The 26595-nt window shown below is 39.2% G+C and carries 17 protein-coding genes; 10 read left to right on the top strand and 7 right to left on the bottom strand.

The features are described 5' to 3' along the window. Positions 1–182: 182 nt before the first annotated feature. Positions 183–311: a hypothetical protein gene (locus ACQKIC_RS13840; RefSeq protein ID WP_402990422.1), complete on the top strand. Its 129-nt coding sequence runs from the start codon at positions 183–185 to the stop codon at positions 309–311. A gap of 234 nt (positions 312–545) precedes the next feature. Beyond that, positions 546–878, top strand: a complete 333-nt coding sequence (locus ACQKIC_RS13835; protein ID WP_402870447.1) for a hypothetical protein — start codon at positions 546–548, stop codon at positions 876–878. A gap of 31 nt (positions 879–909) precedes the next feature. On the opposite strand, the gene ACQKIC_RS13830 is transcribed toward ACQKIC_RS13835, so the two are convergent. Continuing rightward, positions 910–1056 (bottom strand): hypothetical protein, encoded by a 147-nt coding sequence (locus tag ACQKIC_RS13830; RefSeq protein WP_402870450.1) that lies wholly within the window; start codon positions 1054–1056, stop codon positions 910–912. Positions 1057–1276: 220 nt separating this feature from the next. On the opposite strand from ACQKIC_RS13830, the gene ACQKIC_RS13825 reads away from it, so the two are divergent. From ACQKIC_RS13825 to ACQKIC_RS13800, 6 genes are all read left to right on the top strand, one after another. Beyond that, positions 1277–2716 carry a hypothetical protein gene (locus ACQKIC_RS13825; RefSeq protein WP_427591497.1) on the top strand — a complete coding sequence of 480 codons (1440 nt, stop codon included), beginning with the start codon at positions 1277–1279 and terminating at the stop codon, positions 2714–2716. Positions 2717–2868: 152 nt separating this feature from the next. Beyond that, a complete protein-coding gene (locus tag ACQKIC_RS13820) occupies positions 2869–4881 on the top strand; it encodes a penicillin-binding transpeptidase domain-containing protein (RefSeq protein ID WP_427591496.1) in 2013 nt (670 codons plus the stop codon). A 580-nt stretch (positions 4882–5461) separates the two neighbouring features. Beyond that, positions 5462–8590 (top strand): Ig-like domain-containing protein, encoded by a 3129-nt coding sequence (locus tag ACQKIC_RS13815; RefSeq protein WP_427591495.1) that lies wholly within the window; start codon positions 5462–5464, stop codon positions 8588–8590. Positions 8591–9415: 825 nt separating this feature from the next. After that, entirely contained in the window at positions 9416–10873 is a 1458-nt protein-coding gene (locus tag ACQKIC_RS13810; protein ID WP_427668662.1) for a recombinase family protein, read from the top strand. Positions 10874–11396: 523 nt separating this feature from the next. Continuing rightward, positions 11397–13454: a SpoIID/LytB domain-containing protein gene (locus ACQKIC_RS13805; RefSeq protein ID WP_427591493.1), complete on the top strand. Its 2058-nt coding sequence runs from the start codon at positions 11397–11399 to the stop codon at positions 13452–13454. A 179-nt stretch (positions 13455–13633) separates the two neighbouring features. Continuing rightward, positions 13634–14848: a right-handed parallel beta-helix repeat-containing protein gene (locus ACQKIC_RS13800; protein ID WP_427591492.1), complete on the top strand. Its 1215-nt coding sequence runs from the start codon at positions 13634–13636 to the stop codon at positions 14846–14848. Between the two features lie 98 nt (positions 14849–14946). Here ACQKIC_RS13800 and ACQKIC_RS13795 read toward each other — a convergent pair whose 3' ends face one another. The 4 genes from ACQKIC_RS13795 to ACQKIC_RS13780 form a co-directional block, all read right to left on the bottom strand. Continuing rightward, the gene (locus ACQKIC_RS13795; protein ID WP_427591510.1) at positions 14947–15495 is read right to left on the bottom strand and encodes an undecaprenyl-diphosphatase; all 549 of its coding nucleotides are present in this window, start codon (positions 15493–15495) and stop codon (positions 14947–14949) included. A gap of 141 nt (positions 15496–15636) precedes the next feature. Further along, a complete protein-coding gene (locus ACQKIC_RS13790; protein ID WP_427591490.1) occupies positions 15637–17058 on the bottom strand; it encodes an alkaline phosphatase in 1422 nt (473 codons plus the stop codon). A gap of 88 nt (positions 17059–17146) precedes the next feature. After that, complete coding sequence (locus ACQKIC_RS13785) at positions 17147–20026, bottom strand: YhgE/Pip family protein (protein WP_427591488.1); 2880 nt, start codon at positions 20024–20026, stop codon at positions 17147–17149. A gap of 461 nt (positions 20027–20487) precedes the next feature. Then, positions 20488–21144: an NlpC/P60 family protein gene (locus ACQKIC_RS13780; RefSeq protein ID WP_402954731.1), complete on the bottom strand. Its 657-nt coding sequence runs from the start codon at positions 21142–21144 to the stop codon at positions 20488–20490. Between the two features lie 241 nt (positions 21145–21385). Here ACQKIC_RS13780 and secA2 point away from each other — a divergent pair, with 241 nt between their 5' ends. Together secA2 and ACQKIC_RS13770 are read left to right on the top strand one after the other, a co-directional pair. Continuing rightward, a complete protein-coding gene (gene secA2 / locus ACQKIC_RS13775; protein ID WP_427591487.1) occupies positions 21386–23773 on the top strand; it encodes an accessory Sec system translocase SecA2 in 2388 nt (795 codons plus the stop codon). After that, positions 23773–24654, top strand: coding sequence for an accessory Sec system S-layer assembly protein (locus tag ACQKIC_RS13770; RefSeq protein ID WP_427591486.1), 882 nt, complete (start codon positions 23773–23775; stop codon positions 24652–24654). The genes secA2 and ACQKIC_RS13770 overlap by 1 nt, the downstream gene beginning before the upstream one ends. 111 nt (positions 24655–24765) lie before the next feature. On the opposite strand, the gene ACQKIC_RS13765 is transcribed toward ACQKIC_RS13770, so the two are convergent. Beyond that, entirely contained in the window at positions 24766–25173 is a 408-nt protein-coding gene (locus ACQKIC_RS13765) for a hypothetical protein (protein WP_427591484.1), read from the bottom strand. Positions 25174–25609: 436 nt separating this feature from the next. Then, entirely contained in the window at positions 25610–26536 is a 927-nt protein-coding gene (locus ACQKIC_RS13760; RefSeq protein WP_427591483.1) for an LCP family protein, read from the bottom strand. Positions 26537–26595: the final 59 nt, after the last annotated feature.

Below are 26595 nucleotides of genomic sequence, written 5' to 3'. Positions count from 1 at the left end.
AAATATGCCTAGAGTTATATTTATAGTGAAAAATAGAAGAATAAATAAGAATGATTTATTTTCTTTATATAATGTGTATGACCACAACGAAAACGTATTTGATAAATCTATGGTTAAATACAACTATAGAATTTATTTCTATTAAATCCAATATTTTTTTTAAAAATAAGGAGGAATTACCCATGAAAAAAAGTCTTAAAGGGATGGCGGTATCCTTTCTTCTAGTAGCTGTAGTAGTTGTTGGTGGCCTAACATCAGTAACTGAATTACCAAGCGTACATGAGTTACCATCAGTTCATGCGAAAGCATAATATAGACGGTTAGATTATAATTCTCTGACACCTCTTGCATGGGGTGTCTTTTTTTTTGCCTTCATCTAAAATATTCTTTCACGCATATGCCTTTAGTTATATTTATCTATGATTTGTCAATATAAGGGGGCATAGGAAGATGTGGAAGAAACGTGAGGGGCTATATGAACACATGGATGCATGTAGAAAGTTTGTTATAGTAAGAGTAACAAAACAGAGAGAGGTGGAAGGATTATGATTGATATTAATATGAAAGTTCAACCCTCTTTTTATGATGACGAATGTGCCATTGTATTTTCTTTCTATTTTGATAGGGCTGCCAAGAAGGTTGGGGAAGCTGTGGTCTACACATGCAAGAAATCAAATGAGAAAAAATACAACCAAGATGATATAGATACAGATGAACTCCTTGACCCGAGTAGTCAAGAAAAAATCGCTTATATAAAAGAGTTTTCCATCGTGGATGAATACCAGGCGAGCTCTATGAAAAAAATTCAACACTTTTTGGACGTAATCGGCATTCAAAATTGCGTGGGGCAAGATCATCAGAAAAAAGTTGCATATTAAGAACGTAAAGAAACTCATGACATCTCATATGTCATGAGTTTTTGCTTGTTAATTGAGAGTTCTGTGCATTGTTTTTCATTTTCTTTATGAATTCGCTCATCCGCTTCCGGTCGTTTGTTTCCGTAGGTTTTACCCGTTCTAATAACTCGAAATGGTATTTGTTCGTATCAGATTTCACGTTGTCGCCCCCTTACCAAATTCTTCTTATTATTTTGTACCCGTTTTGTGGTTGTTCAAACCAGAAATTACCTTCCGTTAAATAAGGAGTGGAGGGGAATAGAAGCTTGTCCGTTTTCTTACCATATTATGCTTCGTTTTTATTTGATAGAACTGGGGTAAGTGAATAAGAGCACGTGAATGAGAACCGGAGAACCCCGGTCAAGGCGGAGGAAAAAAATATGGCTATGAGTAATGAAAAAAACGACCGTACCAAGCGCTCCTTCCAACAATTTATTTTTCCGTTCATGCTAGAAGGAAATAAAATCGAAGGGTTTGTCAAACGGTTGCTTAAGGATGACTTTGTCTTTTTGGATCTGGATAATATGGACCTGCAGGACGATTTTTATGGCGATCATAAAGTTTCCCATCGTAACTTGGAGCAATACTTTATGCCGAATATTGTCCCCATTTTGTTTCCAAGCAGTTCAAAACAGAAAGAGGGCATACGCCGTTTCTCGAAGAAAATGGATCTGGGATGTACGTTCCGTTCGCCATTCTTAAAAACGGCTTTTATAATCAACTCCATTGATATCTATATTTGCCCGTTTCATATCGGGATGATTAATATCCGGGTTACATTGCCTGAGAACCTTCCTTATGATGATGTCCTTTATTTCACGGATACGTTCCGGATTCTCGAACCCATTGCGGAAGATGAAATCGAGATGAAGGTCGGCTGTAGGAATAATGAGTATGATTACGTGAAAGATTTTGTCTTCAATGAGTTAATCCCTCCTGCTGAGAAATATATTGATGACGAAGAAGACCACACATCCTACTTCGGAAGTTTGCCTTTCTTCGTGGATGAACGCATGTTTGTCCTCAGTTATACGAATCTCCCGAAGGATCGAGAAATTACCAAATCGGATTTATACCGAACGAGTCAGTTAAATGGATATGATAATGATGGAGAACCCTATGTCGGCGCCCTGAACCCGAACTATATTGACAAGTATTACAAGGAGAGGGTGTACGATCGTTGGGGGGAGGAAACGTATTATGTCACGAGCGAGGGGCATTTTGCCTGTGTCACAAAAGCGACAGGCAAGCTAGAGAACCAACTTGCGAGTGAAATGTACGGGCAACACTTCTATTCCATGCTGCTTTACTTCTATTATAAAATAGTCCTGTTGAAGCTGGCTCATGACCATTCCCAGATCGATGTGGAAAAAGACCAGTCGGATACGGAATTGCTAATCTTCATGATCACCGAGTTTTCCGCGAAATACTTATTTGCTGAAGTGAACAGCACCTTCACAGGGAAAGAGCTCTTCAAAATGACGAAAGAAGTGTTCAGGATAGAACCGCTCTATCAAGAAGTGAAAGAAACGCTTTCCTACTTGTACCAAAACCAAGATAAGCTATCCGGGAAAAGCAGTAACTACTTGCTGCAAATTCTTACCATCTATACAGTCATCTCCGGCATATTCGGGATGAACCTGTATATAGAGGATTGGCAAAAGAAATTGACGTTGGAAGATTATATGAATTACACACTGTATGAATGGGTGGCTGTATTGGTGACATCATCCGGCCTGATTATTTCCTTTGTCATGGGCTTCTTATTCTTGAAAAAATGGCTTCAAGAACAAAAGAGCCGGAAAAAGAAAGTGCTATAACAATCAAGTCCTGCGCACATGTGCAGGACTTTTGTTTGTGTTCATGATCCTAAATAGTAAAAAGAGGGAAAGTGTCATTACAAATTTCCCCTTTTCCTCCCAACCTTTGATAAACTATAGATATCATTCTTACTGTTCACTAGGAGGAGATTATGAAAAGATTAGCATTAGTTTTCGGCTGTTTGTTGATGAGTGTATTGTTTTTGGCGGGGTGCTCGGAAGAACCTAGTCCAGAAGAACGCTTTGCGGCCTATACGAAACTATGGAATAAACAAGATTTTGCGAAAATGTATGATTATCTGTCAGCTGATACGAAGAAACAAGTCAGTGCAGACGAATTTGCAGAACGATATAAAAAGATCTATAAAGGAATCGAAGCCGACCAAGTCAAGGTGGGCTATACACAGCCAAAAGAGGAAGAAGCAAAAGAACATAAAGATGATGAAAAGGTGAAATTGGCTTATACCGTCGATATGAATACGCTAGCGGGAGCTGTCAGTTCCGACCATAAGGCGACCCTTGTCAAAGAAGAGAGAGACAAGGAAGAGAATTGGTACATTAAATGGGATGAAAGCTACATCTTCCCGGATCTCAAAGCCGGTGAAAAGATATCAGTCGAGTCCTACCCGGCCATCCGTGGCGAAATTGTCGACCGGAATGAACGTGGCCTGGCGATGAATGGGACGGTTTCGGAAATTGGAATCGTACCAGAGAAAATGGGCGACAAAAAAGCCACCGTCAAACAGGTGGCCGGTACTCTTAACATGACAACGGATGAAGTCGAAAAGAAATTGAACCAATCATGGGTGCAACCTAGTTATTTCGTGCCCATCAAGCAAATATCTTCTGATGAGACAGCAACCTTGGATAAGCTGTTAAGCATCCCAGGGGTCTCTGCCAACAGTTCCGAGGAACGAATCTATCCTTATAAAAAGGCCACTGCCCATTTAATTGGCTATGTGGGGGAGGCTTCGGCGGAAGATCTGGAGAAATTAAAAGGCAAGGGGTACACCGCAAATGACGTCATCGGAAAACGTGGCCTCGAGCAAATTCTAGAAGAACGCCTTAAAGGGAAACCAGGCGGCAAGATCTTCATCAAGACAGAAGAAGGCGAGGAAAAAATCATCGCCGAGAAACCGGCTGAAGAAGGCGAAACGATCACGCTAACAATCGATGCCGAGCTTCAAAAGGATATCTTCAAACAATATGATAACGAAGCGGGATCGGCGGCAGCACTTGATCCGAATACCGGCGAGACACTGGCACTCGTATCCAGTCCTTCTTTTGATCCGAACAAATATGTACTGGGCATCACGAACGCGGAACAAAAGGCATTGGAAGATGACCCGGACAAGCCATTGCTGAACCGGTTCAGTTCAACCTTTGCACCGGGATCGACGATTAAAGCACTAACGGCGGCGATTGAATTGAAAAATGGAATCGACCCTAAATCTGCACTCAGCATTCAAGGGACAAAATGGGCCAAATCGAACTGGAAAGACCATTCCATCACACGGGTCTCCAACCCTGGAGTGCCGATCGATATGGAAAAGGCCCTCATCTATTCCGATAATATTTACTTTGCCCAACAAGCATTGAAACTTGGCAAAGATAAATTCTCAAAAGGGCTCCGAGACTTCGGCTTTGATGAATCCCTGAACTTTGACTACCCGATTAAGGCATCAAGCATCGGGAAGCTCGATAGTGAAGGACGCCTGGCTGATGCGAGCTATGGACAGGCCCAAGTCCAAATGAGCACCCTTCACTTGGCGATGACCTACTCGGCTTTCTTAAATGAAGGAAACATCATGGCCCCTTCCTTAGTGACAGGCGATAAAACGGAAAAGAAACCGTTGAAAGAAAACATCATTTCTGCAGATCAAGCAACTACGATCACCAAGATGCTGACACAGGTCGTGGAGCATCCTAAAGGAACCGCACATGATTTAAACGATATTGGCGTGAAGCTGGCTACGAAAACAGGCACAGCCGAGACCAAAGCATCCAAGAATTCCAGCGGAACCGAAAATGGTTGGCTGGTTGCCATGGATACTGAAGACCCAGAGCTGATCATGGCCTGGATGATGGAAGACGTAAAAGGACGAGGCGGCAGCCATTTGGTAAGTGATAAAATGAAGCCGGTTCTGAAGAAATACTTGAAGTGACACAAAAAAGACACCTATTTCCAATAGGTGTCTTTTTTGTGTCACTAAATACCCGTAGAAAGGAGAGTGGACGAAGAAAATTATACCTGAAAAATACTTAGTTTCGCCCAGTTTAAATCAAGAATAAGGCTGGTAATTAACGATTACTTCACTAAAATGTCATAACATAACAAAATGTAGGTCAATAGTATTTATGATTGACAAAATAGTAATATCTAATTCGTTTATTTGATTATATGGAATATAAAACTATTATTATCAAATTTAGTTAGCTATAAATCTAGTTAAAAGAATAATTGGAAACAATTACTAGGTTTTTTCCCAATAAATATTTATAAAAAGGTAGAAATTCCAAAAAACTTGTATTATTATAGATTAAGTAGAACGGATTGGTAATTAACCCAATTATAGTTCTCTAGTTTAAAAGAACTAGTCATTGATATTATTACTTGTCGTAGGAATTATGAATTGGTCATTTAGTATTAAATGTGTTTTTTTGTAAGTCGTTAGTTATTTCGCTCTATATGAGCTTGCGTTCCTAACGCACTACTTTAGATATTGAAAGGGAGTTTTTTCTAACATGGGAAAAAAGAAAGCAATTAAATTAGCAACGGCAACTGCAATTGCCGCATCAGCGTTCGTCGCAGTAGCACCAACACAATCAGAGGCAGCTACTAGCTCAGTTGACAAAGCGATTACAAAAGCTTCATCAGCAATGCTTAAAGCATTCAACACGTATAACAAAACGGCTCGCGTGGATCATAAACTTCCTGCACTAGCAACAATCAAAAAAGACGTAAAATCAGCTCAAGAAGCTTATGCAGCAGCTGCAAAAGAAATCGCTTCAAAAGGCGGAACGAAAGCTCAAAAAGCGACTCTTACAAAAAAACTAGATACTAACAAAAAATATCTAGACCGCGCTGAACTATACTTAAAAGCAGTTACTACTAATCTTAAACCTACTAAAGAAGCATTCACAGCGGCTGTAGCTGGTGGAACACAATCTAAAGTTTTATCTGCACAAACAGCATACCAAGCAAAAATTAAAGAATTCAAAGATAATGTAGCTAAAGTCTACGGACCGGATGCTCGTGATTTACTTTTAGAAAAATATGCTGAACCAGCACAAAAACTTGCTGATTCTGTAAACGATGAAATGAAAGTTTACGCTGCATACAAAGCAATCGAAAAAGGAGATCTTATCGAAAAAGATCTTGAAGCGGCTTTCAAAGAAATCGACGGCGCTAAAGAAGAAGCAGCTAAAATTGCAAAATTAGACACTACATTAGCTAAAAACATCACAAAAGCAGTTGAGAAAAACAACAAAAAATTCGAAGACACTGTTCAAGCTGCAGTAACTATCGAAGGCATCACTGAAGGAGAAAAAACTGACGAAGAAACAAAAACAATCACGGTCAAAGCTACTAAAGGTTCAGAAATTAAGGTAACACTTAATGGAACAGCAGTAGCAGCTAACGAAAACGGATCTTATACTCTTAAACTACAAGAAGGTTCAAACAAAGTTGCAGTTGAATCAACTGTTTACGGAGTGAAAACTGAGTTAAACCAAGAAATCACTTCTAACCAAACACCTGCTGTTAAGAGTGTAAGTGCGATTAACCTTAAACAAGTTGAAGTTAAATTCAATAAAGAACTTGATAAAGCTTCAGCTGAAACTGTTGCTAATTATGATCTTAAAGTAGGAGCTGCAAGTGCAGTAAACCCTACCGATGCTAAAGTTACTGGAGAAGATACTGTTCTTCTTACATTTGCTGCTCAATCTCAATCTACTGATGCATCTTTGACTGTTAAAAATGTTAAAACTGTAAATGGTAAAGTAGTTGCTGATACTTCTAAAGATGTTCGTTTCATTGATGTGGTTGCACCTAAGGCTGAAACTGTTGAAGTTGTAGCTCCACGAGTTATCCGTGTGAACTTCTCTGAACCGCTTCAATCAGCTCCAACTTTCAAATTGAATAACGGTGCAACTGCTATTGTTTCGACATCTTGGACTCCTGGCCAAGACTATGCTGATCTTACAATTGGTATAGATCCTGAAAATGGTTCTTCTCACACTCTAACTGTTTCTGGTGGAACTGACTATGCTGGATTCAAAATTGATGAAGCTTCAAAATCTTTCGTTTATCAAACAAATGTTACAGCACCTAAAGCTACTGTTTCTAAAGTAGTTGATAATAACACTGTTGAAATCCAATTTGATAAAGAAATTAATGCTAGTACTTTAACTAGCAACCTTGAAATTTTCCATACAGTTAAAGGTGGAAATGGTTACAAAGCAGATGCTGTAACTAGCCTTAAAAACGGTACAAACGATACAATCGTGGTGAATTTTGCTGGTGCTGTATTCCCTGAAGGTCAAGTGAAATTTTTCTTAGGTTACGGTGATGAAAAAGGAACGCTTGTACAAGATAAATGGGGTAATAAATTAACAGTTCAAGAACTTACTGCTTCATATGCAGCTGATACTACTGCACCAGTTCTATCTTCTGTAGAAGGTAAAACTAAGCGTACAATTGAAGTTAAATTTAACGAAGAAATTAAAGAAAACACAGTAACACCTGCTAACATTGTATTGGTAGATGCTGATAATAAAGCAGTGCCAGCAACTGTTGGTCTTGGTTCTGATGGCAAAACTGTAACTATTACATCAACTTCTGATCTTGCAGGTGGAAACTACAAATTAACTGTTAAGAACGTAACTGATACATCTAATAACAAAATTGCTGAGGTATCCCGTACATTTTATGTGAATGATATGGTTGCTCCATCAGTTAATGAATCAGCAGACCTACTTGCTGGTAACAAAAAAGTAAAAGTTAAATTTAGCGAAGCTATGAATGCCGCTTCAATTACTGATAAAACTAAATATCAATATAACGGTGCAGAACTGAATTCTGCTGTCACTGTTACAGCAGTAGACGGTAACAAAGCAGTTATCCTTGATTTCTCTGGTGTAACTGGTTTCACTAGTGCTGAAGGTAAAGTTGTAGTAGTTGGACGTGTAGCAGATGCTACTGGAAACCTTACAGAAGCATTCTCTACAAACGTAACAATTTCTGAAACTCAATCTACTATTGCTGCAACAAAAGCAGAAGTTACTGGAGAACATACAGTTAAATTGTACTTTGATGAAGTTATTACCAATGCAGTAGCGGCTGACTTCGTTGTTAGTAAAGAAGATACTGTCCTTACTACTACAAATGTAGTGAATTCCATTGAATCTGGAAAATCAGTTCTAACTTTAACTGTAAGTGAAGATCTTCCAGCAACAGCTGCTGATGTGACTGTTGATTCTAGCACAGCTGATAACTATACAGTTAAAGCTAAAAATAATGATGGACTTCTAGTTAAATTCGCTGATCTTGAAGCTGCTGATAAGTTCGCTCCTGAAATTAAGACTGCTACTTTTGTAGATGGTACTACTGCTGAAGATAAGGACAAATTAGTTCTTACATTCTCTGAAGCTCTTTACGCTCAGTCTGTACAAGATGCTGATTTCACTGTAGTTGGACGCACAATTGAGTCTCTTGAAGTTAATGGTGATACAATTACTGTTAACTTGAAAGCAGATAACTCAGATTCTAGCTCAGTACCTGCTTCAGTATCACTTGTAGGTTCTGTTGAAGATACAGCTCGTAATGCAAAAACTTCACAAGTATTTGTAACAATTGCTCCAGCAGGCGAATAATTTAGATAGACACCTTTGAAGGAAATCTATTCTTGAAAATATAGAAAATTCCTATGAGGAAATGGAACTGTTTCCTATAAATAGGACAGTCTAAAAAAGAACTATGGTTAAGAGGCTAAAAAATGACTCCGGTATTGTACTGGAGTCATTTATTTAGGCTTCACAATAACAACCGGACTTTGTATTAACCATACTAGATTATCCTTTGTGAAAACGTCTTTAACCTTTGGCATCAATAGGATAAGGCGTTTTTTTATTTATATCAGGAACCTACGGAAATTGTTACTATTGGTAAAGAACTTGTGATCACTTTTAACAAAAATCCGTTAAGAAAGAAACAGTATTAAATGCCTCTGGAGAACTATGTAACGCAGGCATAACAGCAGTTGGTAGTGCTACATCGCTTACAGATCCTCTTAAAGCATCTTTTAAGTGATGATGGTAAGAAGGTAACTGTTGAATCTACTCCTAACTATAAAGGTCAAAACGCGGTACTGTTCAGGATGCAGTTTAAACTCGAAATAGTTAAGAATAGGAACTTCCTTTCAGAAAAATACTTTAGGCATACCTTTCTATGAAGGTATGCCTTTATTTGTATAAAATTAGTTACGTTTTGGTAGTTAATTAGGAGGGAGTACAATTTTTAACTACTTTGTTATTTGCCAATTTACCCAATTATTAATCGTTGTTTTTTCTAGTTAACAAGATTGCGGTACTCGTCACACTGTAGATGTTAACAAAGAGTAATCATTGTCTGAAACATAATCGGAGATTTTTATGAGCTAGTTAACTATTAGTTAAATTTAAATAGTTACCATAGTTTGAATGGATTTAATTAGAGCAGTTAAAGAAGAGGTGAAATTAAATTTAATGAGAAGAGGAATTCAGTACAGCAGAAAATCAACGAACCCAAGAGATTTCCTCGATGAAAAGGAAGGCATTAAATACCAAGAGCAAGTAATGGATGAATACTGCATCAAACACAATATCGAGATAATAGCTAGATATAGTGACGTCGGTTATTCCGGGGTTCATACTCAGAGACCTGAACTACTGGAAATGTTAGATTTTCTGAAAAAGTCAGAAGAAAAGATTGATGTACTTCTTTTCTTTAGCGTTGATAGGTTAGGCCGAGATTTAAGGAACAATATTAACTTAGCTTTAAAAATAAGTGGGTTTGTAAATAAGATAGTATTTGTTTCAGAAGGAATTACTAATAACTACGAACACTTCAAGTTATTTTTGATTCTTAAATCCATTGTTGCTGAAGAGGAACGAATCAATATTATTACTAGACTAGCTGGAGGCAGAAGAACAAAAGTGATGAACCGGAAAATATATTCAGGGAACAAAGCCCCTCTAGGATATGTTCAGAAAAAGGACGGTTCGTTAAAGCTGGCTTCTCTAGATGAGACGAAAGATTTAACCGACATTATAGGGTTGGAAGCAGTTAACTATATTTTTTTAGCTTACCTTTCAAACCAATCACTTAGTCAGATAGCAAAGGACCTTAGACGAAAGTTTGGCTTAACTAGAATGGGTAAAGTATGGGATAAAAACTCAGTAGCCTATATTCTACGAAATGATATTTATGCCGGTATTCTAAGCGGAAAAATAAGTGGCGAAGAATACACAATTCCATCAGGCAATATAGAGCCCTTACTATCAATGGTTACTTATCAATTTGTAAAAACAAAAATTAGTAATTCGGTAAAAGGAAGGAAACCGAAGAAAAATACTCTTCCTCAATTGTCAATCTGCATACAATGTTTAAAGCCGGTTGTACTGATTGGAGAGGAAATATCTTGCCCAAGCTGCCGAAAGTCAATTAATGCGGAGCTTTTATCAAAAAGCATTAAAAAAAAACTTGTAGAACACCTTTTTGGTAACTATACCAGCGACATTGTTAATAGATATTTAATGAATGAGAGAACGAATCTATTTTTCCGTATACAGAACCTTAAGGAAAAAGTGAAGGATCTAGAAGGAACACAGTTGTTGATAGAATCAATGTTTAAGGATGATCCGAAAGAGTTAAAACTATTGCTTAGTTACAATAAAGATGAAATTAGGAATCTGGAGAGAGAGATTAGAGAGATTAATCATTTCTTAGAGTTCCTTTATGGTGAAAAAGCTATTGACTTAAATGAAGAGGATGTCCTGATAAAAGGAAGGAATGACTTATCTCTTGACCTCCCACATCTCTTATTGATTGACTTTAATCTGAGAGATGTATATATAAAGTTTCACCCTTGCGTTTTTGAAGGGAAGACGAAGCGATGAGAGATATAAATAGGAGTATTGTCATCGTTTGCGGTTACTGTCGGACTTCGGGGAAAATTAATGGAGAAGAAAGTATCCTAATCAAAAGTTTATTTTAAAAGAATACTCCAATTGGGAATTCACCCTAGTGGAAGAATGGAATCAGCTGGTGGTTTTACAACGAGAAAATCTATTCGCAATTTCAATATTAAAGGACTACTTTTTCAAGTTTGATAGAAACAAGAATTCTAAAAGCAATAATGATAGCCTAGAAGTTAACAATCCCTAAAATAATACCGTAATATAGAAGGATAATCAGGTTTACAACGAGAAATTAAAAGAAAAGCTATAAATTCCACATAACTGTATAAAGAGGTTGAAAGCCAGCCTTGATGTATACTATTTGTGACTAATTTACTATATACCTCTTAGAATCCTACTAACTTTGCCGATATTACTAATATAGCAATCTATCAAAGTTTTTATCTATAAAAAAGTATAGAGATGAGGCGGAAGTAAGATGAGAAGTTTGAGGTATATATGTATGGCTTTCTTTATCATTTTTTCTACATTTCCAGCATATGAAGCAGTGGCAGCAGAAGGGTCTACAGAGATGAAGGTGAAACTGAGAAACTACTTGGGTAATCAAACATCCGTGACGGTAACGGCAACAGGTGACTATCTAACATCTGATGGTGAGCCCTTTATCAAGAGCGGGGAGGAACTGACGGTTAAAGTGGAGACCGGAAGGCTTGTGGTATACAAGAATGCAAAGAAGATGGAAGCATATTCTTCGTTTACCGCTACACCGGTTAAGGAAGATTCACTATTAACCATTAATAACCGCCCGTATCCAGGATCACTAGAGTTCACGGTTGAAGGCGGTTATGTACGGCCAATCAACCATGTTCATATTGAAGAATATATAAAGGGAGTCGTTCCTAGGGAAATGCCGGGACTATGGCATATTGAGGCCGTGAAAGCTCAAACGATTGCAGCCCGTACCTACGCACTCCGTTTTCAGTCTAAGGTGATCGATGATACGGTTTCTTACCAAGTATATGGAGGAGCCGACGGTCATGATCAATCTAATTTGGCGGTGGAACAAACAAAGGGGCTTGTTATCAAGCATGATGGAAAGTTGATTGAGGCGCTTTTTTCTTCAAGCAATGGCGGCATGACGGAACTGAATTCCAATGTCTGGACAAGCGGTAAACCTCTAGCTTATCTGGACATTAAAGAGGATCCGTTTGATCCGAAAATAAAATGGTCGGTTTCACTGGATAAGCAGCAAATTGATCTTTTCAAAAAAGATTTATCGAAGCCGGGAGATTGGTGGACAAGTGTTAAGGAAAAGGATACAGCCGTCGTTCCTAACTTGAAAAGTTGGCTTCAAAGTAATGGCTATAACAAAAAGGATATTAAAATTACGGATATTCCTGTTTTAGCTTTATCAGATAAAACTTCTGGAGGACGAGTGACAAAGGGCTCCATCCAATTGAATTTCTATGTGAAGGATATGCTTGATGAGAAAGGCAAATTAGTACAGCAAACAGTTACGGAACTGAATGTCCCTGCTTCAAAGATCCGGGCTATGGTAGGTACGGATAAGATGAAGAGTTATTTAGTAGTGGATTCCATATCAACCAATTCGGAGAGAGTTTCCATAGATGGGCTAGGTTTTGGCCATGGGGTTGGAATGAGTCAGTATGGAGCGAAATATAGAGCTGAATTTGGACAAACGTATCAAGAGATTTTAGGATTTTATTACCCGAACACGACGATTGTAATGGAGTATGCCGATGCTGAGCCTGAACAGGAGCCTGTAGTGGATAAGGATACAACAGCACCGAGCATCACTGCTGTAAAGGCGACAGCGGATTATTCTAATAATAAGGTCGGCATTACGTATAGCATGAATGAAGATGCGATCGTTTCCTTAACGATTAAAGATGGCATGGGAAATGTTGTAGCCACTCCTGTTCGTGAACAAGCCTTGAAAAAGGGGAGTCAGTCCGCTACATGGAACATAAAAGATGTCAGTAGTGGAACTTATACCGCAGAAATTATCGCAACAGATCGAGGCAGAAATAGAAGTACGGTAATCCGGGCGATTAAGGTAAGCAAAGATACGACCGCCCCGAAAATTACAACCATCGACACATCAGGGAATTACAGCACTGAAAAGGCAAGCATTTCGTATCATATAAACGAAGATGCTAAAGTGACGGTGCAAATCAAAAATAGCAAAGGGGTAGTAATTGCCACTCCAACTAGTGCAAAATCGTTGAAGAAGGGGAATCAGTCGGTTACATGGGATTTTAAAAATGTATCCAACGGTACGTATACAGCCCTCATCACTGCGAGTGACGCAAGTGATAACCAAAGAACCGCTACAACGAAAATCAATATTAAGAAAACGACAGGGAAAGTGACCGCAACTGTTTTAAATATACGAGAGAAAGCCAATACAACTTCGAAGATTGTCGGTAAGCTTAAGAAAAATCAGACCGTCACAATCTTAGCGCAACAAGGGAACTGGTACAAAGTGAAGTACGGTACTAAAAGCGGGTATGTATCCAAAACCTATATAAAAAAATAACGATTCGAGACGCCATTTCATTGAGAGATGGCGTTTTTTTGAATAAATTTTAGAAAATAATGGGGTTTTTATAGCTGAATCTACTCATAACAAACGAATGAATGATATTATAGGGAAGTATGTTAAAAAATGACTTTATTATTATGGAGAATTAAACAGGAAAAAGGAGTGTCTGCTACATGAGGAAGAGGATTGGGTTTTTATGGATATCTGCTATATTATTGGTCAGCGTGTTATTACCTACGTATTCAGCAGAGGCCGCGTCAAAACCAACTTATACGATATCACCATCCAGCAAAACCTATAAGAATAATATGATGAATTTTTCTACATATAACTCATATACGAAGCATTATTATTTATTGCGTTCATACCTTGAAGAGTTAGAGAAAAAAGGTGGCGGTACGCTTATCCTGAAAAAAGGTACGTATACAATCAGTAATACACTCTATGTTCCTTCGAACGTAACAATCAAGATGAAGGATGGCGTAAAGCTGGTTAAAGGAAAGAAAACGGGAACGAACCAGTTCGTTGCAGCCAAATCCATGTTCCAACTTATAAGGCCATCCAAGTCCTCTAAGAAGGGTGTGTATGGAAAATATAATGGAGAGAAGAATATATCCTTCATCGGCGAAGGTAATGTTACTGTCGATTTAAAGTATATAGAAGACAGCATCGCCATCATCATGGGTCATAATAAAAACATCAAGGTGGAGAATATCCATTTTAAGAATATGTTCTCCGGCCATTTTATTGAAATGGATGCCTCGGATCATGTCATGATCCGTAAGAATACGTTTATAGATTCGAAAGTATCCAAAAATGTAAATAAAGAAGCAATTAATATTGATACACCAGACAGAACCACGCTTGGGTGGAGCCAAACTTGGAGTAAGTTTGATAAAACAGCCAACAAACATATTACCATCGAAAATAATACGTTCAAAAATCTTGATCGTGCGATAGGGACTCATAAGTATTCCGGCGCAAAATATCATGATAAAGTAGTTATCCAAAAAAATAACATAGAGAAAACACGTAGCGATGCGATTCGGGTTATGAATTGGTCTGATGCACGAATCATAAACAATACAATTAAAAATGTAGAAAACGGTGAGCCTGGGACACGAGGGATTTTAGCCAGTGGTGCGAAAAACCCTACATTCAAGAATAATACATTTCAAAAAGTTGGCCGACCTGTTCAATTTACCACCTGGAAGAATGCAGGACCAGGTTCTCAATACGATATTACTTACAATGTATTTAGTAAGAAAAACAAACAAGATCTTTCAAACAATCTAGCGATAAATACCGCAGAAAATTTTATCCGGATCAATAACAAATATAACGAATATATCTTATATACCGAAAAAATCTACCTTGTCTCAAAATAGACTAACAAACCAGCTATGATTAAATTCCTAAAGAAGATGTCTTTCATGAGTAGTAAACAAAAAACTGCTAGTTGAATTCAACTAGCGGTTCTTATGTGTTATAAATCTGCCGATTTAGTTTTTTCTACATTCTCTTGCTTATTCAAAAGACGCTGAATGTTCTTTGATTTTGGGACAACTTTGTAAACAATAAATGATACGACCGTGCTAATCAATGCGCCGACAAGAACATCAGCGGGATAATGAACGCCTACCCCTATACGCGATATTCCCACAAGTACTGCTACAATCAACCATAAAAAACGATATCGGCTTTTGCTGAATAACCAGAAGGTCATGCAAAAGGAAAAGAAGAGGATGGTGTGATCGCTAGGAAAAGAATTATTGATATCTTTCTCTATCAATTTATTCACATCGTCCAAAACGGAAAATGGTTGATAATTGGTATGGAGGTTGCTCACTAGTTTCCCCACTACCTCTGCCAAAATAAATGTAAGGCCTGCACATACAACCATCAATCTATTCCTACCATTACGTGTAAAAAAGAAAACGACAACAGCCAAAGCTAAGAAATACAATGAATAGTCAGCAAGAAAAACAAACACAGGATTTAGATAAGCGTGCTCTTTTCCTAAATCATTAATCATCCTAAATAACGTGATATTCAATTCCAAAATGGTCTTTTCCTTTCTATGTAAAACTTGATATATGAATCATTATAATACATGTTCGATCCCTTTTGGCTAAAGCATGAAATATAAAAAACTAGGGCTGACTATGTGTCAGCCCTAGTTTTGGGATAATTGTTGGCCTGGGGTAAAGGGAACGCCGGCCGCTTTTGCAATGATTTGTGAGATGTCTGTATTGTCGAGTACGCCGTCGAATGCCTCACTTCCAGGTCCGGTTGCAAAGACAGGTACCATATTGGCGGTGTGCCCTCCTGTCGAACTGGCTGCACGTATACTTCGGTCCGCTACTCCAGCTTTATAATGTTTGGCGATGGTACTGCCGATTTCCCAATCGATGCTATGCTGCGGGTAGACAAGCGTTCTATTGCTTCTTACGTGTTCGATGAATTGTTGTGCCTCTTCAGGTGTAAGAGAGATCTGGGCATAGTTCTTGAATGCGGAAATGACGCTTTTGGGTTCAATTTTATTGTCTTTATCAAAGGTAAGTTGCTTGGCCATATACTGAGTAGATACTTTGATTTTTTTCAATGCAGCAATGTCCATCGTTTCCGATGCGGAGATTCCCATCGTTTCATGGTCAGCCAACACGACAATCAAGGTATCCTTCCTTTGCTTTGCCCATTCCACAGCCTTCTTTACCGTCTGGTCAAACTCAATCGTTTCCCTCCAAATCCCCGTATAGTCTGCGGCATGTTCCATTGAATCGATGCGTGCCCCTTCCGCCATTAAAAAGAACCCGTTGTCACTTTGAGATAAGACATCAAGTGCTTTTCCCGTCATTTCGGAGAGTGTGGGCTCCTGTGAGTGGACCACTTCTCTATCCAGCTTGAAATTCATATAGGTGGGGTGGAATAGCCCCAGCAGTTTTTTAGGGTGTTGAACGGAGGCGAGTTCTTCCTTATTCGCCGTAAATGAATAACCGGCTTCTTTAAATTTGGCGACAAGGTCGACGCCATTTTGCCGTTCCTCCTCGAAATAGGAAGCACCACCACCAAGAATGACGTCAATCCGGTGATCAAAAAGCTGCCGGGCAATCTGGGAACCACCTGTCCAGCGGTTTTTTACGCTGGCCCCGAAAGCGGCGGGGGTGGCATCGACGACCATATTAGTGGAAATGAGCCCGACTTTTTTTCCATGTGCTTGAAAGGCATCAAGAATGCTGTCGACCTCTACTCCAGTCGAGTCAACCCCAATCGATTCGTTATTAGTCTTGATGCCAGTGGCAATGGCTGATCCTCCGGCCGCCGAGTCAGTCACATAATTATTAGCGGAATAGGTACGCATCAGGGCGACGTGTTCTAGTTTTTCCATATGAAGGACTCCCAATTTTCCATATTCGAATTGGCGGGCAATTTCAATGGCTCCTACACCCATCCCATCCCCAATGAGCAGGATTACATTTTTGGGAGGCTTTTGAGCTTGTCCATGAATCGGGTAGGCCAGGCAAATGAGGAGGAGGGATAGTAGTACTAGACCATACGGGCGGATGAATAGTTGAATGCTTCTGATTTTATTAGTCATGTGGAATCCTCCATTAGATGTATGTCTTTCTATTATTAGTAGAGATCGATAAAAAAAACCTTCCTGAATATCAGGAAGGTAAAAACTTTTATGCTGCAACATCTGCACGTTCTGAATTTCTGCTGGACTTAAACCAAATAACTGCAAGGGAAAGGGCAGCGAACACGACTAGGAATATGGCGATAACGCTGACACTTGACCAGAATAAACTATAATTGTTAAGGGTTATGACTGATTTAAAGCCGTTAATTGTATACGTAAGTGGTAAGAAACGACTTAATGTTTGCAATCCTTCTGGAAGCATATGAACCGGTAAGCTTGAACCTGTTGTGGATAGCTGTAAAACTAAGAATGCAAAAGCGATGAAACGCCCGATATTTCCTGCTAAAGCCACTAGGAAGAACACGATGGCCAAGAAGGTTAAGCTGATGAATACCGAGAATAGGATTAACATGATCCCGTTTGTAAAGGTTGATTTTAAATAGAAGGAAGCGAAAACAGATGCGATGAGCGCCTGGGCTATCGCAAGCACTGCCATGTTTCTGAATTGGATCGCGTACCATCTAAATGCGGAGCCCTCTGTCACCGATGGCAATTGTAAGTTGAAGAGACAAGCCATGACCAAAACTCCTACGAATAATGCTAACGAAAGGATATATGGAGCATTCGCATAACGGTATCCAGGGAATGTATTGATGGACTTTCCACTCAATTCCACTGGTGCCGCAAACATGGCAATGTTCTTTTCATCCGTGTTAATGGCACTTAATTTATCAGCACCGCCAGATAAGCCGGTTGTCAATGTCTTACTGCCATCTTTGATTTGTCCGACACCACCGTCTACTTGTTGGACACCATCGGATAAAGTGCCCCAACCCGTTTTCACGGTCTTCGTGCCGTCACTCACTTGTGTCATCCCGTTATCCAGTTTGTTTGCACCAATTGTAAGGTCGTTCCATCCCGCTTTCACGGTTTGGTTACCTGCAGCAAGCGTTCCCGTTCCAGCGGCAAGCTTACCAGCACCTTCCGCTAGAGTACTTGTTCCAGAAGCAAGGGTCTTTGTACCGTTAGCAAGCGTGCCAGCCCCGGCTACAAGATCCTTACTGCCTTTAGCGAGCGTTCCGGTTCCAGCTGCAAGGTCTTTACTTCCTTTTGCAAGTGTTCCGGTTCCAGTCACAAGGTCTTTAGTGCCGTTAGCAAGCGTGCCAGCTCCGGCTGCAAGATCTTTACTGCCTTTAGCAAGCGTGCCAGTTCCGGCTACAAGGTCCTTACTACCAGAAGCCAAAGTAGCAGTTCCGGCTGCAAGAGTTGTGGTACCTGCCGCTAATGAACCGGTACCTGTTGCAAGCTGACTGGCTCCAGTGGAGAGGTCCCCTGCACCTTTAGCAAGAGTTTGCGTTCCTCCGTAGACTTGCTTTTGTCCTGCTACTAAAGTGTTTAGTCCAGCTTCTAAAGTGTTAGCCCCTGTTGATGCGCTGGCTAATCCTCCTGATATCTGATCAGCTCCCGCTACTAAACCAGGAGTTTTTTCTGCTAATAACCCGAGACCGCCAGCAACCTGTTGACTTCCTTCTAATAGCTTTTGAAAATCTGGACTTGCCTTAAGTCCAGGTACTTGCTCGGCAAGTTGGGCTAGGCCGGATGCAACAGTATTAGCTCCTGGGGCTAATTGTTTTACTGCAGAGTTTACGTCCGCTGCACCTGTAGAAACTCCTTTGCTACCTTCAGCAAGAGTTGAAATGCCTGCCTTTAATGTATTACTTCCTGCTTCCGCACTTGTTAAGCCATCTAATACTTGCTTGGCACCACCTTGCAAAGTAGAGGCTCCATTCACTAATTCTTTTGTTCCACTATTCAATTTTTGGGCTCCATCATTGACTTGACTAGCGCCACCTTTCAGAGAAGCAGCACCGGCATGTATAGAACTGGCACCCGCATTCAGTTTTTGAGCGCCATCACTGACTTGATTAACCCCACCGTTTAATTGCTGAGCCCCGGCATTCAGAGAAGTGGCACCAGTGTTCAACTTTTGAGCGCCATCGTTAACCTGACTAATACCGCCATTGAGTTTTCGGGCCCCGTTATTGACTTGGTTCACACCACTATTCAGTGCTTGAGCTCCATTATTAAGCTTACCTGCCCCGGCGTTTAACTCATTGGCACCAGCATCTAATTTTCTAGCGCCGCCATTTAAGGTCTGAGCTCCATTGTCTACTTGTTTAGCACCATCCGCTAACTTGCCGATGTCTCCCTGTTTACCAGCAAGAGAGTTATACATCACGCTTGTTCCAGCTTTTAATTCCGCCGCTCCACTTGCAAGCCTTGCAATGTCTGGTGCCTTTTGTTTCAAGGAATCAAGGATTTGAGCGGTACCATTTTTCAGTTCTCCGGCTCCATCATTGATTTTTTGAGAACCATTCGCCCCATCTGTGAAACCGTTTTCAATATCACCCAGTTGATTGAGCAAGCTCGTTGTATAAGTGGCGGTCACCTTATCAGCCAAGCTTTCACGAATACGTTCTGTAGCACTTTTGGTTACTTGAGCAGCCATAAAGTGTAGCCCTTCATTTTGTGTATAGATCAATTCAGGTTTTACCGGATTTGTATCCAAGACTGTTGTTACATTCTGTGAGAAGTTTTCCGGAATTTCAATGACCATGTAGTAATCGGTATTATCTAACCCTTTTTTAGCGGTCTTTTCATCAACGAAGTCCCATCCGAGGGTATCGCCAGACCGCAACTCAGCTACTAAATCATTGCCGACATTAATCGGTTTCCCACCTGAAGTGCCCCCTATATCCTTATTGACGACAGCGACAGGTAGTCTGGATAAATTGTCGTAGGGCCCCCATTTTGCAGTAAGTATAAGTGCTGCGTAGATAAATGGGATTAATAAGACAGCGACGATAGCAATGATCCACCCCGTCCTATTTTGGGAGCCGCCAAACTGAAATCCTGATCCTTTCATACATAACCCCCTATAAACTCTTATTTTTAAAGGATGACTGGGAGCCGTCCAATCAAACTTTTATAAGTATATTCTGACCATTTATTCTAATTCCTTCTTATTTTTGACAAAATATTATTCTGAATTGGATATTTTTAGGATTAAAGTTTCATAAAATAGTAATTATTTGGACAAACAAAAGATACTAAAGTAGGATTTTAATTTAAATTTCTTTAAGAACAATGCATATGAATGGTTATTCATTCACTTTTTGAGTGATTTAATAATTAAGATACTTAACTTTAAAACCTGAATAACAATTCTAAAAAAACAATAAGTATTTTTACGAAATCGTATGAAATGTTAGTTTACCGAGTTCTAATATATGAAGATAGTCGGAAATCACTTATAGTGCAGAGAGGAAAAAGAGTGTACTAATAAAAGAAGGTTCACTGAAATTTATTTCAGTGAACCTTCTTTTATTATAGGGTTTTTGACCCGATATATTTCGGCTTCCAGTAGGAGTTGTCCATGCTTGAGATGCTAACTCCTCTAGAAGTGGCAGAATGGATGAATTGATTATCACCTATGTATATTCCAACATGTGAAACACGTTTGCCATTTTTAAAGAATACAAGATCCCCTGGTTCAGGTTCTGATGTTTTCAAACCAACTTTAGAATACAAATCTGCAGCTGTACGTGGCAAGACGACATCTTGTGACTTTTCAAAGACATAGTAGATGAACCCAGAACAATCGAAACCTTTGGGAGAAGTTCCGCCCCATCTATATGGTACACCCATATATTTCTTAGCTTTTTCTATTAATTTGTCATTATCTATGTTGTATACGCCCAAGGCATTAAAGGTCGATCGGTTGGATATTCCATTTTTCTTTAACTTGTGGTCTTTTTGAAAAGCTTTTACTGCCTTTGTAGTAGATTCATTATAATTATTTGAGTAGGAGCCTGATGGTTTATAGTAACCTTTAAACTTCAGAAGTTTTTGAAGTTGGCGTACGTCGGAATGTTTCATTTTCGGTTCTAACGTTTGATCACCAATATTAGCAGATGCTTGATGCTGTAGAGGTGAAAGCAATAAGACGGCAGCGACAACTAGACTACTAAATAACTTTTTCAATGAATTTTCCTCCTGAAACAAATATTGGTTCTTACATAGTAATATAGTCTTGTTACAATAAACGACATTTTACATTACATTTCTGTTACAAAAGTCAAATTATGCATAAAAAAGTGATCATTAAACCTTTAATTCTATTAATTACTTCATATAGGTAATTATTGCTAACACTCCAGTTTATAACTATATATGATATAATTTCTATAGTGCATTCAATTGATTTTATAGGAGAGAAAACCCTATGTTAACTGGTATGAAAAAGATATTTAATGAGAGTTCTAAAGACTTAAAGCGAATTTATAAGCTTGTAGATAATGTGAACCAACTAGAAGGAAAGTTTGAAAAATATACGGATCATGAATTAAGAGGTATGAAAGATACGTTTAGAAGTTTGCTAGCTTCTGGAAAAACGTTAATGGATATTCAAGCTGAGGCTTTTGCCGTAGTACGGGAAGCATCGAAACGTGTATTGGGTCTACGGCACTATGATGTTCAGCTCGTAGGTGGGTTTGTCTTGAATGAGGGTGCAATCGCTCAAATGAATACGGGGGAAGGGAAAACTCTTGTTGCAACCTTGCCGAGCTATTTACATGCCTTGGAAGGTAAAGGCGTCCATATTATCACGGCAAATGAGTATCTCGCCAGCCGGGATAAGGATTTGATGGGGCAGGTGCATGAATTTTTGGGTCTGACAGTCGGCTTGAATATTTCACAAATGGCTCCTTCTGCAAAGCAGGAGGCCTATGCTGCGGACATTACCTATGGGACGGGTACGGAATTCGGTTTCGACTACCTTCGGGATAATATGGTTTTTCGAAAAGAAGAGAAAGTGCAAAAAGGCCATCGATTTGCCATTGTCGATGAGATTGACAGCATCCTGATTGATGAAGCAAGGACCCCGTTAATCATTGCAGGCAAATCAAGTGATGGAACGGAGCTGTTTCATATTACTGCTCAGATTATGAAGTCGTTTAAAGAGGATGAGGATTTTGAGGTGGCTAACGAATCAAGGGCTACCTTTTTAACAGATCAAGGCGCATCCAAGATTGAAAAGGCGTTCGGAGTAAATAACTTATATGATATAGAGCATCAAGAGCTACTGCATAATGTGACGCAAGCGCTTAAAGCACATGCCATTATGAAATTGGACGTCGATTATATCGTCAAGGATGGACAGATATCCTTGATAGATAAATTTACTGGCAGGGTGATGGAAGGCCGAAGTTTTAGTGAAGGTCTCCATCAGGCCATTGAAGCAAAAGAAGGCTTGGAGATTTCTGAAGAGAATGAAACACAGGCTACAATTACCATCCAAAATTATTTCCGTTTATATCATTCACTTTCAGGGATGACGGGAAGTGCCATGCCTTCGAAAAAGGAGTTTTGGGAAACCTATCAGCTGCCTGTTATTGAAATTCCAACGAATAAGCCCATTCAACGACAGGATAAACCAGATTTAATCTTTAAAGATGAAGTAAGTAAAATCAAAAAAATCGTTTCAGAAGTAACACGTATCCATAAAGAAGGAAGGCCAATTTTGATTGGAACGACTTCCATTGAGCAATCGGAAACGTTATCCATTCACTTGAAGAAAGAAAAAATCCAACATCAGATCCTCAATGCGAAGACGGAAAAAGGCGAGGCGGAAATCATCGCCAAGGCCGGACAAAAGGGTCAAGTGATGTTAGCGACGAACATGGCTGGAAGAGGTACCGACATTTTGCTGGATGAAGATGTTAAGGAATTGGGCGGGCTTCATATTATCGGTACGGAGCGGCATGAAAGCAATCGTATTGATATGCAGCTACGTGGTCGTTCGGGTCGGCAAGGTGACCCGGGCTCTACACAATTTATCATTTCTTTAGAGGACGATTTGTTTGTCTACTATGAGGAAGAAGAAATTGAACGGTACGTAAAGAAAGTTAAAACAGATGAAACCGGTTTGGTCGTAAGTCCTGCTCCAGAAAAATTTGTGAAAATGGTTCAGGAAACGATTGAGCAAACACATCAATCTAGCCGTAATCATTTGTTGAAATTGGAACATGCATTAAATGAGCAAAGTAAAATTATCTATTCGATGAGAGATCGGATTCTGGATATGGAAACGGATCAAATGTTTACGATTCTCCTTGAATATATCGAAAGTTACATCCGTAAGCGCGTGACGAAGTATTACCCTGAATATATGGAAGAGCCGAATTCGAAGGCTTTCATTGAAGAGCTGTCCCTTGTCTACTTATCGTTGGATTGGAAAGAGGACGATTTGCAAGGTCTTAACCGTTCTGAAGTGGAAGCAAAGGCACTTACTGCATTCAATGAAATGGAACCTATGTTGTTGACTTTACAAGAGGATGCTGAGTGGGGAAGCCGGTTACGTGCCTTTATGTTGAAACAAATTGATACGAACTGGATGAGTCATTTAGACGAAATGAATAGAGTGAAGGAAGGCATAGGGTTAAGCGGGTATGGTCAACAAGACCCTTATATGTTATTCGAAAAAGAAGCGCTTGTTCAATTCGAACAACTTATAGGTCAAATCGAGTCAGGCATCAGTGTCCACTTTATGGAGTATGTAAAAAGCCAAAGGGATCAAGAAGAGGAACTTGATGAGAAGGGGGAAGATGAATAATGGGTCTGTTTAGTAAAAGTGGAAAAGCAAAAGAAAAAGTCAAAATCGAGACAGCAACAGCGGAAGAGTCTGTCTCAAATGCAGAAGATGCGATCTATACTACCTTGGTTTTTCATGATGACTCTGATTTTTCCAAGCAAGAAAAGTATGTTTACCAGTTCCACCATCAACAATTGCCATCATTAAAACCAAATCAAATTTCCATTTCAGGAGTTAAATTATCAAGGTTTGAAGAGGAAGTAGTGGTTATGGCCTTCATCCGTAATACATTAGATAAAGCGGTCCGCTTTGAAGTAGTGGATTTATTATTATTGGATGAAAACGGGCAAGCTTTGGCGAAGAAGTCATTTGATTTATCGGAAATGGGCGAAATCCCTGCTGTTTCTTGTATGCCATGGAGCTTCTTATTTGAAGAAGAAGATACCTTAGCCGAGATTCCGGACAATGGCTGGAAGATAGCTTTTGAACTGAAAAATCAGGCGCCTCAAGAACATGCATTGGATTTGGCACCAACATGGAGAGAGCAGCTTTCGGATGCTCAACAGAAGAATCTGCAAAAACTTGTTGCCGGGTTACCCAAGCTTAACCAAGGCGAAGTGAACTTCATGGGACTAGAAGCTACGTTCAAGGAGAATGATCAATTAGCCGTCACGGTTTTAATTCGGAATGGTAGTGAAAAGCAAATTAAGATTGAAAAACTGCCATTGATTGTAGAGGATGCGGATGGAGATCAAGTTTGCCAAGGTGGTTTTTCCCTTGATAACTTTGAAGTGAAATCAAATACAAGTAAGCCCTGGACGTTTATTTTTCCAGGAGAACTCGTGAAAAAGAAAAATCCTGATTTATCACGTTGGAAAGTATATCCGCCTAGTTCTGTATAAAGATCCTGAAAAGCCCTCATAAGCGATGAGGGCTTTTATGGTCCCATAAAAGTTAATTAGTTATGAGATTAAGAATATTTAGGTTTTTAGATAGCAAGGTTTTTTGAGGAATCAAGAAAATTCCGGCCAGTTTTTTTGCACTTGATCGCCTTCAATTTTCACAAGGGTACGATAGTTTAAGGGTAATAAATCGCTTTCTCCCTTACCGGTATGCGGTAGGGCCAATTCAAAAGGGATCAAAGTGAATTCTTCTTCTGTTTCGGAAATCAGATACACACCTTTAATTTGACCATGTTTCTCCATGTCCAAAGTCAAAAAGGCGGGATAGTAGGTTTCATCATTAGCCATAAGTACGGCTTTAGCGGTAATAAGGTGATCTTCTTCCTTTTCTACATCCGGGTTACTCGTTTTCTCAAGAGTTTTTACCGCCCATCCTTGTTTCTTATAGCCACCAATGATTTTAGGAGGATTCTCCTGCAACTTCTTTAAAAGATCATTTGTTTCGTCATGATTATCCATTTATGTTTTGTTCCCTCCAATGATAATTCGTTGTTATGGCAACTATGTAAAAAGCTTCAAATAATTCAATCATTAATATTATACCTATCTTTTTCTATTAGGTAAAATATCTATCTGACAAAATACTGAGTAGTCATGCTGCATCATGAATGTGTTCGCTTACAATTAATGATTCCGATTGCTTTGTATGAGAGGGTTCATTAGCCATTGAAGGTTACTAGGTAGTTTAGTAAGAACTGACACCACATTAAAGTTAAAGTTTCTTTGGATTAGAGGGATGCCTATAAAATGTCGATGATTAGGCAGTACTATTCCATACAATCCAAATTAAGAATGGTTGAAGGTTTAATGATTTAATCAAACGTTTGATTAAATTAGGGGAAGCCTTACCTGAGGTGATTGATTTGGAAAATGAGGGAGTGGCTCCCTCATTTTCTTATATGCCAAGATGCATCTTCAAACGATTTTGTGCTTCGGTTTTTGTTTCATTGGATACAATGTTATACCAAAGTCCATCAACTCGTTGGTTCTCTCCTGCAAGTGTAAATTGTTCAATATTATTGAGGGAAGATTTGTAGTTTTTCTGAATGCTTAACATTTCATTGAACGTTAAATTAGTTTCTACATTTTTTCCGATGGCTTTAAGGATATCATCATAATTGGTCAAAGTGGACAAGCTTGCGCCTTCTTTAATGACCGCTTGTATCACTTGTCGCTGTCTCATTTGTCGACCGAAATCACCGCGAGGATCTTCTTTTCGAATGCGGGAATATATCAAAGCTTCTTTACCATCTAAATCAATTGTTCCTTTTGCAAAGCTGTAATTTTTATAGTTGAGGTTCATATCATTATTGACTGTGATGCCGCCAACAGCATTAACAATGTCCTGGAAGCCCTTCATATTCATCTTTACGTAATAATCTATTGGTATATCTAAATAGGCTTCGACTGTGTTGATCGACATAGTAACGCCACCGTAGGCATAAGCATGGTTCATTTTCTCCGTTGTACCTCTCCCGATAATTTCTGTACGCGTATCTCGGGGGATGCTTAACAATTGAATTGATTCTTTTTTAGGATTTACTGTCATGACAATCATCGTATCTGAACGACCACTATCGTTCTTTCTTTCATCTACTCCTAGTATCAGTAATGAAAAGGGGTCCTTGTTTTTAAACGTTATATCTTCGACGCGTTTATCTGTTTTATGCTCAGTACCCTGCATAGTGTTTATTGTTCCTAATAGGGACTGGTATATAGATGTTGCATAAGCTCCTCCACCAATGAAAAGGATAAGAAGGATGAATCCCAATACTTTTAACGATTTACGTTTTCTTTTCTTTTTTTTACGTTCTGATCTCATTTGTGTTCCTCCTCGAACCATTCCACTTAAATGGAAAAGTGTGAAAAAATACCTAGATG

This window comes from Peribacillus sp. NPDC046944, assembly GCF_050272735.1.
Lineage (GTDB): Bacteria > Bacillota > Bacilli > Bacillales > DSM-1321 > Peribacillus.
Note: the sequence above shows the minus strand (reverse complement) of the source record. Positions and strands in the feature narration are given on the sequence as shown.

Bases quoted from the DNA above. Each gene is read 5' to 3' on its own strand.
- ACQKIC_RS13840 (WP_402990422.1), top strand. From the start codon at position 183: ATGAAAAAAAGTCTTAAAGGGATGGCGGTATCCTTTCTTCTAGTAGCT.
- ACQKIC_RS13835 (WP_402870447.1), top strand. From the start codon at position 546: ATGATTGATATTAATATGAAAGTTCAACCCTCTTTTTATGATGACGAA.
- ACQKIC_RS13825 (WP_427591497.1), top strand. From the start codon at position 1,277: ATGGCTATGAGTAATGAAAAAAACGACCGTACCAAGCGCTCCTTCCAA.
- ACQKIC_RS13820 (WP_427591496.1), top strand. From the start codon at position 2,869: ATGAAAAGATTAGCATTAGTTTTCGGCTGTTTGTTGATGAGTGTATTG.
- ACQKIC_RS13815 (WP_427591495.1), top strand. From the start codon at position 5,462: ATGGGAAAAAAGAAAGCAATTAAATTAGCAACGGCAACTGCAATTGCC.
- ACQKIC_RS13810 (WP_427668662.1), top strand. From the start codon at position 9,416: ATGGATTTAATTAGAGCAGTTAAAGAAGAGGTGAAATTAAATTTAATG.
- ACQKIC_RS13805 (WP_427591493.1), top strand. From the start codon at position 11,397: ATGGCTTTCTTTATCATTTTTTCTACATTTCCAGCATATGAAGCAGTG.
- ACQKIC_RS13800 (WP_427591492.1), top strand. From the start codon at position 13,634: ATGAGGAAGAGGATTGGGTTTTTATGGATATCTGCTATATTATTGGTC.
- ACQKIC_RS13795 (WP_427591510.1), bottom strand. From the start codon at position 15,495: ATGATTAATGATTTAGGAAAAGAGCACGCTTATCTAAATCCTGTGTTT.
- ACQKIC_RS13790 (WP_427591490.1), bottom strand. From the start codon at position 17,058: ATGACTAATAAAATCAGAAGCATTCAACTATTCATCCGCCCGTATGGT.
- ACQKIC_RS13785 (WP_427591488.1), bottom strand. From the start codon at position 20,026: ATGAAAGGATCAGGATTTCAGTTTGGCGGCTCCCAAAATAGGACGGGG.
- secA2 (WP_427591487.1), top strand. From the start codon at position 21,386: ATGTTAACTGGTATGAAAAAGATATTTAATGAGAGTTCTAAAGACTTA.
- ACQKIC_RS13770 (WP_427591486.1), top strand. From the start codon at position 23,773: ATGGGTCTGTTTAGTAAAAGTGGAAAAGCAAAAGAAAAAGTCAAAATC.
- ACQKIC_RS13765 (WP_427591484.1), bottom strand. From the start codon at position 25,173: ATGGATAATCATGACGAAACAAATGATCTTTTAAAGAAGTTGCAGGAG.
- ACQKIC_RS13760 (WP_427591483.1), bottom strand. From the start codon at position 26,536: ATGAGATCAGAACGTAAAAAAAAGAAAAGAAAACGTAAATCGTTAAAA.